The organism is Pedobacter sp. HMWF019, assembly GCF_003061025.1.
In the GTDB taxonomy this organism is placed as follows: Bacteria; Bacteroidota; Bacteroidia; order Sphingobacteriales; family Sphingobacteriaceae; genus Pedobacter.
This window is the reverse complement of the sequence record NZ_QAIL01000135.1, coordinates 1-7,150: the sequence shown is the minus strand read 5'-3', so window position 1 is coordinate 7,150 and position 7,150 is coordinate 1. Positions and strand designations below refer to the sequence as shown.

Genomic DNA, 7,150 nt, shown 5'->3' with positions numbered 1-7,150 from the left:
CGCTTGAAACGACATAATAAATATATTTGGTGTTTTTTATATAAACCAAAATTAGTAGAATTTGCAGTAATTAACCCGGTATAACAATGACATTTAAAGGGTAAATTACGACATTAATTTCAAATCCTTATCTTTGTTATAAAGGATGTCTTTTACACACCAAATATAAAGAAACCATGATCAAAGTATCTGTATATGTGCCGGAAAGTTCTGTTATTGAATCCATTACTCCCCCTTATAGGGTTTTTAACAGTGCTAATGATTTTTTACTGTCCATGGGGCAGGAGCCGTTGTTTGATGTTGAATTTGTAGGCTTGACAAAGCATGTAAAAGTCCTCGATGGGGAATATACAGTAACGGTAAAAAGGCTTTTAAAAGATGTAGAAAAGACAGACCTTGTCATTATCCCAGCATTATTTGGAGATATGGCCACTGCAGTTTCGCGTAACCACGAAGCTATACCCTATATTAAAGAGTTGCATGGAAAGGGCGCAAGTGTGGTGTCGCTTTGTTTGGGTGCCTTTTTATTGGGTGCAACCGGCTTAATAGACGGTAAGCGCTGTTCAACGCATTGGGCCTATTATAATGAGTTCAGAAATATGTATAAGGATGTACAGATTGTGGATGGTGCTATTATAACAGACGAAGGAAGTATCTATTCCAGTGGCGGTGCTAATTCTATATGGAACCTGCTCTTGTATATTCTGGAAAAATACACCAACAGGGAAATGGCAATATTGGTGGCAAAATTCTTTGCTATTGATATTGACCGGGACAGCCAGAATGCCTTTGCTATTTTTAAAGGACAGAAAGCACACACAGATGAAGCTATCCAAAAAGCCCAGGAATATATAGAACAGAATATAGAAGAGAGGATCAGCATAGACGAACTCGCCGATTTGGTTGCCGTAAGCCGCCGAAGCTTTGAACGCCGCTTTAAACAGGCAACTAATAATTCTGTACTGGAATATATTCACCGTATAAAAATCGAAGCTGCAAAACGAAGCTTTGAAAAAAGCAGAAAGAACATCAATGAAGTGATGTACGACGTAGGCTATACCGATACAAAGGCATTCAGAACAACTTTCAAAAAAATTACTGGTCTTACTCCGATTGCCTACAGAAATAAATACAATTCCATGAGCGTCATGGCCAATTAAAATTCGTTAAAGATTTCTCCTCTGCTCAGTTTACCGTCAACTTTTGAAATGACCTGGACCTGAGCTTTAAGGCAGAGGGTCTGGTCTGTTGCGCGAAAAATGTCCTGGAGGAAGATTAATTTAATTCCTTGTCGTTCTGTCCTTAGTTTTACAATAAAGCTATCCCCGGAGGTAAGAGATTGTTTGAAATCCATTTCAATCCGGGATACCATGAGTAATATTCCCTGATCGGTTAAGTCTTTAAATGAGCCGGATCTGGATAAAAGATATTCATGCCTGGCATGCTCCAGATATTGCTGATATACGGCATTATTGACAACTCCTTGCAAATCACACTCATAGTCTCTTACCTTTAATTGAATCTCAAATATATATTGTTCCATAGAATTGATGGCCATAATTTCCAGGCGCAAGTTACACTTCTTATCCTACATCAAGAACTGACTGGGCTTAGTTACTTAATTTTGCTTTCATTAAAAAGGAGAATTTATGGAATTAGGAATAGGAATGTTTGGCGATTTGGCTTTTGACCCTCAGACGGGAAAGCCACGTGAAGCGAAATTGAAGCTTCATGAAATCCTTGAACAAATAAAATTAGCGGATGAAGTGGGACTAGACGTTTTCGGTTTGGGAGAACACCATCGTCCGGATTATGCAGTTTCATCACCTGAAATTGTTTTGGCCGCTGCGGCGAGTATAACCAAAAATATAAAATTAACCAGTACTGTAACTGTTTTGAGTTCTGCTGAACCAGTGAAAGTCTATCAGGATTTTTCGACAATTGACCTGATTTCTGATGGACGTGCAGAAATAGCTGTTGGGAGGGGAAGTTTCATTGAGTCTTTTCCGTTGTTTGGTTATGATTTAAAGGATTACAATCAATTGTTTGAGGAAAAACTGGATTTGTTGTTAAATATCAATAATAATGAGGTGGTGAACTGGTCAGGTAAACTGCGTGCACCGCTGGTGAAACAAACGGTATTACCAAGAGCGACCAATAACGGTAAACTGCCCATCTGGATTGCTGTTGGGGGTACACCGGAATCTGTATTGCGTGCGGCAAAATTGGGACTGCCTTTAATTGTAGCCATTATTGGGGGAATGCCTAAGCAGTTTCAGCCATTGATAGAATTCTATAAAGAAGAGTATATCAAAAATGGCCATGATCTGGAGAAGATGCAAATAGGAATCCATTCACATACTTTTTTAAGTGATGAGAACGCAATAATAGATGGATACTTCGATAATTATGCCTCGCAAATGAATAGGATTGGGGCTTCCAGAGGCTGGGCACCTTATACTAAAGCTCAATACAACGGAGGAAGATCTAAAGAAGGGGCCCTTTTTATCGGCTCGGCAGAAGAGGTTACGGATAAAATCCTGTATATGCATGAATTGTTTGGCATTACCCGTTTTATAGGTCATATGGATGTTGGTGATCCATCGCATGCCGACATGATGAAGGCGATCGAGTTGTTTGGGACCAAAATTGCACCACAGGTGAGAAAAGTATTATTGTCATAAGACTGTCTTATTTAAAATAAGAATAAATAAGATTAGGGCTTCAGGAGATCTTCTTGTATTTTTGCGCGCTTAAAACCATTCTAAATAAGCATGTCAAAAATATTCAAATTGTGTCTTGTCGCCCTAATAACGACTTTATTCAGCATTAACTCTTTCGCACAAAACAATACAGGGACCATTATAGGAAGTATTAAAACTTCGGATGGCATTTCAGCAGAAGCGGTAGAAGTTTCGATAAAGGGCATTGCCAATACGACAGCTGATAAAAATGGAGGCTATATACTTAAAAATGTTCCGGCAGGAACGTATACGGTTACCGCCAGGCTGGTTGGCTTAACGCCAAGTTCCGGACAGGTAACTGTTGCTGCAGGCGTAACGGCAACACTCAATCTTTCCTTAAAGGCATCCAACCAGCAACTTAAAGAAGTTGTGGTGAGCGGAGGTAAGAAGAATAAATTTTCCGTCAAGACCAGTGATTATGTTTCTAAAATGCCTTTGAAAAATTTAGAAAACCCTCAGGTGTATGCAGTAATCCCTAAAGAATTACTCGCAGATCAAGTGGTTACAAATTTTGATGACGCACTAAAAAATGCGCCAGGTATTGACAAATTGTGGTCTTCAACAGGAAGAGGCGGGGATGGAGCAGGGTATTTCACTTTAAGGGGATTTGCAGTTCAGCCTACACTTGTCAATGGATTGCCTGGCTTAACAAACGGAAGCCTTGATATTTCCAATGTGGAGCGTATCGAAGTTGTCAAAGGCCCTTCTGGAACCTTATTTGGCAGCAGCTTAATCTCTTACGGAGGTTTGATCAATACGGTAACCAAACAACCTTTTGATCGTACGGCTGTAGAAGTTAATTACACCGCAGGTAGCTATGGCTTGAACCGGATTACAGCGGATGTAAATACGCCATTAGACGCTGACCACAAGGTATTGTTCAGAATGAATGCGGCTTATCATGATGAAAGTAGTTTCCAGGATGCGGGTTTCAAGAAAACGAGATTTTTTGCACCTTCCTTATCTTATCAGCTAAATGACCGGGTATCATTCCTGTTAAATGCACAGTTCTTAAGTTCAGAAGGAACCAATCCAACCATGTTGTTTTTCAATAGAAGTGCTCCATTAAGTAGCACTACACTTGAAGATTTAGGTTATAATAACCGAAAATCGTATACCAGCAATCAACTGACCATGAAAAATCCGGTAACTTCTGTGCAGGCTCAGATGAATTATAAGATATCCGATCAATGGAAATCACAGACTATAGTTTCAAGAGGTACTGCAAAATCTAATGGTTATTATAGCTATTTGTTTGAGGGGTATATACCAGATGCGAATGGTGCACCAGTAAAAGGAAATGGTGTCTTTGCCAGATACATCACCAATCAAAATTCTACAACAGAAACCACTGACATTCAACAAAACTTTATCGGCGATTTCCTTATTGGGAAGATGCGTAACCGTGTTGTTGCCGGATTGGATTATTACAATAGTACTTCAATTGATAACAGTTCTAATTATGCTCCTTTTGGATCTGTTGATCCTAAGGTTGAGAATACCGATAATTTAACATCTCAGAGTGCTGATGCTGCAATCGCTACTGCAGGTTATGGTGGAAGCACAAGAACTACCCAAGAGGTTTACAGTGCCTATGTTTCTGATGTATTCAATATAACACCCGCTCTTTCTGCTATGGCCAGCTTAAGAATAGACCGTTTCCAGAATGGTGGATTAAGTACGGCAGCTGCCGATAAATACGGGCAGACTGCTTTATCTCCGAAGTTTGGATTGGTGTATCAAATCCTGAAAGACCAGCTTTCTGTGTTTGGTAATTACATGAATGGATTTAAAAATTCTGCCCCTAGAAATGTAGAGGTTGATGGCAGCAATGTAGTTGCTACATTCAAACCTGAACATGCCAACCAGATAGAAGGTGGTGTTAAAAGTGATCTTTTTGAAGGAAGACTATCGGGTTCATTGAGCTATTATGACATCAAAGTTTCCAATATTGTTTTAAGTACAGGCCCGAACCAATATGTTCAAGGTGGTGATCAATACAGCAAAGGTTTTGAAGCACAGATCACTGCAAATCCAATTGACGGGTTTAATATTATTGCAGGTTACTCCAAAAACATCAGTAAATTAACCAATGCAACTGCAGCCACAGAAGGCAGAAGACCAGTAGAGGCCGGACCTGAAGACCTGGTCAATGTTTGGTTAAGCTATAAATTCTTATCTGGGTCTGTTAAAGGCCTTGGCTTTGGTTTTGGAGGAAATTATGCTGGTAAAAACAGTATTGTGAATGATGCAACAGTAGGTGTATTTACCTTACCTGCTTACACCATTTTAAATGCCTCGGTTTCTTATGTTAAAGGACCATTTACTTTTGGTTTAAAAATGAACAACTTAACCAATAAAGAATACTATAAAGGTTGGACGACTATTGAACCAATGAGCCCGCGTACGGTTGCTGGTAGTATAGGATACAAGTTTTAAAGTATAATTGATTCAATAAAAAGCGCCGTAGAACCTCAGTTCTACGGCGCTTTTTATTGAAGTTTTACTTAGTTGTAGAGGTATTTCAGGTATCTTAGGGGCTCATTCTATCTATATGTTTAGCTTTAATTATAAAACGGCTGTTTTAATTCTATTGATGTGGTTCGGAGCTTTTCTTGCATCCGCACAGAAAGTTACTGAACCAAAAGATACACCACCAGAGTGGTCAAAATCCTATCCGCCTTTCCGGATTGCAGGGAATTTGTATTATATTGGTACAGATGATCTGGCCTGCTATCTAATTGCAACTTCAAAGGGAAATATTTTGATCAATACAGGCCTGGCTGCTTCTCTATCCATCATAAAAGCAAATGTAGAAAGCCTGGGCTTCAAATTTAACGACATTAAAATACTATTGACAACACAAGCGCATTATGACCATATGGGGGCCATGGCAGCAATAAAAAAGTTAACTGGTGCCAGATTTATGGTTGATGTAAAAGATTTAGGCGTTGCAGAAGACGGTGGCCGTTCGGATTATGCGCTTGGATCGGGCAAAAGCACCTACGAACCAATTAAAGTTGATGGAGTACTGCATGATGGAGATAAAATAAGGCTAGGAGATATGGAATTGGTGATGCTTCATCATCCCGGTCATACCAAAGGTTCCTGCAGTTTTTTATTCAATGTTAAAGATGCCAAAAGAAGCTATAAAGTTCTGATCGCAAATATGCCATCTATCGTTACAGATAAAAAATTCTCTGAGGTAGCTGCATATCCTGAGATCGCAAGGGATTATGCGTATACGTTTAATGCTATGAAAAAATTGTCTTTTGATATTTGGCTTTCTTCTCATTGCAGCCAGTTTGGAATGCATGCAAAGCATAAACCCGGTGATGCTTATAATCCCACCGCTTTTATGGATAGAGAGGGATATGATAAGGCGCTCAGCAATTTAGAGGCAGCGTTTTTGAAGAAGAATAAACGGTAAGCGAAAGATGAAGACTATTATAGCATTCTTATTGATCACTATTGCAGTGCATACTGCTCACGCGCAAGCTAAGGTTTCATTTCAGGAAAAATATAAAAAGAACAGCCTTCAGAAAAACTGGCGTGTAGTAAATGGAACCTGGAAGGTTAATGAGCAGGAGTTCACTGGAAACAAAAATAATGAGTGGGCCATATTGGTCTCTAAAAAATCATTGCCGAAAGACTATATATTAACATTTTCTTCGCTGGTTGATCCTAAGGCTTACCTTTTTGAAGTTATCACGAACTTAAACGGAGAAAAATATTTAGGCTTGTTGCTGAATCAGCTCGAGAATAGAGTGGCTATTGAAGATCGCTCGTTATTTGCAGACCCTGTTAAAAATGGCAGTTTTATTCACAGTACGGGACATATAGGTTTATTGCCTAAAGTCAAGAAACCATCTGAACATATCTGGCAGAATTGGAAAATACAGAAAACAGGTAATCAACTTTTTGTATGGATTAATAATGAAGCTATAATCTCTTTAAATGATACTACTGGTATCGTAAAGCCTGAAGGAAAATTTGGTTTTGCTATCAATGGGGAAGCCATGATTAAAGATATCAAATTGCTGAAGACAAGGGGAGAGGAGCGTTTACCTCCAAAATCCTTTATATTGAAATCTCCGATTGAAAAGCCCTTTTTTGTGTTCGAATAATATAATAGAAAATTGACTATATGAAATATTTCTTTTTGATCTTAATAGGAATGATTGTCATCTCGTGTGAGTCACAAACAAAAACTGATCTTTTAACATTGAAATTTAATGAAAATGTATTAAGTATTGTCCAGGGAGATCAGCAATTGAAAAAGGATCAGGATCCTAATCTTGGATTGATTGCTTATACTACAAATAAACCAGGTAATTATGTTCTGGGTGGAGCAAAATTGAGTACGTATTCATTTCCTAATGGAAACCTTGCAGATTATAATAATC

7 protein-coding genes are annotated in these 7,150 nt (G+C 38.7%); 6 read left to right on the top strand and 1 reads right to left on the bottom strand.

The annotated features are described in order from the left end of the window. The first annotated feature begins 176 nt into the window (after nucleotides 1–176). Nucleotides 177–1,160 carry a GlxA family transcriptional regulator gene (locus tag DBR11_RS08515; RefSeq protein WP_108551575.1) on the top strand — a complete coding sequence of 328 codons (984 nt, stop codon included), beginning with the start codon at nucleotides 177–179 and terminating at the stop codon, nucleotides 1,158–1,160. Here the strand turns inward: DBR11_RS08515 and DBR11_RS08510 are convergent. Then, nucleotides 1,157–1,543 (bottom strand): thioesterase family protein, encoded by a 387-nt coding sequence (locus DBR11_RS08510; protein WP_108551579.1) that lies wholly within the window; start codon nucleotides 1,541–1,543, stop codon nucleotides 1,157–1,159. The genes DBR11_RS08515 and DBR11_RS08510 overlap by 4 nt on opposite strands. Nucleotides 1,544–1,649: 106 nt before the next feature. Here DBR11_RS08510 and DBR11_RS08505 point away from each other — a divergent pair, with 106 nt between their 5' ends. The 5 genes from DBR11_RS08505 to DBR11_RS08485 all read left to right on the top strand — a co-directional run. After that, on the top strand, nucleotides 1,650–2,684 hold the full coding sequence (locus DBR11_RS08505) for an LLM class flavin-dependent oxidoreductase (RefSeq protein WP_108551573.1): 1,035 nt from the start codon (nucleotides 1,650–1,652) through the stop codon (nucleotides 2,682–2,684). A gap of 90 nt (nucleotides 2,685–2,774) precedes the next feature. Then, nucleotides 2,775–5,183 carry a TonB-dependent receptor gene (locus DBR11_RS08500; protein WP_108551571.1) on the top strand — a complete coding sequence of 803 codons (2,409 nt, stop codon included), beginning with the start codon at nucleotides 2,775–2,777 and terminating at the stop codon, nucleotides 5,181–5,183. 157 nt (nucleotides 5,184–5,340) lie between these two features. Further along, nucleotides 5,341–6,174 (top strand): subclass B3 metallo-beta-lactamase, encoded by an 834-nt coding sequence (gene bla / locus DBR11_RS08495; RefSeq protein WP_108551577.1) that lies wholly within the window; start codon nucleotides 5,341–5,343, stop codon nucleotides 6,172–6,174. 7 nt (nucleotides 6,175–6,181) lie between these two features. Then, a complete protein-coding gene (locus DBR11_RS08490; protein WP_108551569.1) occupies nucleotides 6,182–6,871 on the top strand; it encodes a hypothetical protein in 690 nt (229 codons plus the stop codon). Nucleotides 6,872–6,891: 20 nt separating this feature from the next. After that, nucleotides 6,892–7,150 (top strand): hypothetical protein (locus DBR11_RS08485; protein ID WP_146186493.1); only part of this gene is annotated, 259 nt, incomplete at its 3' end.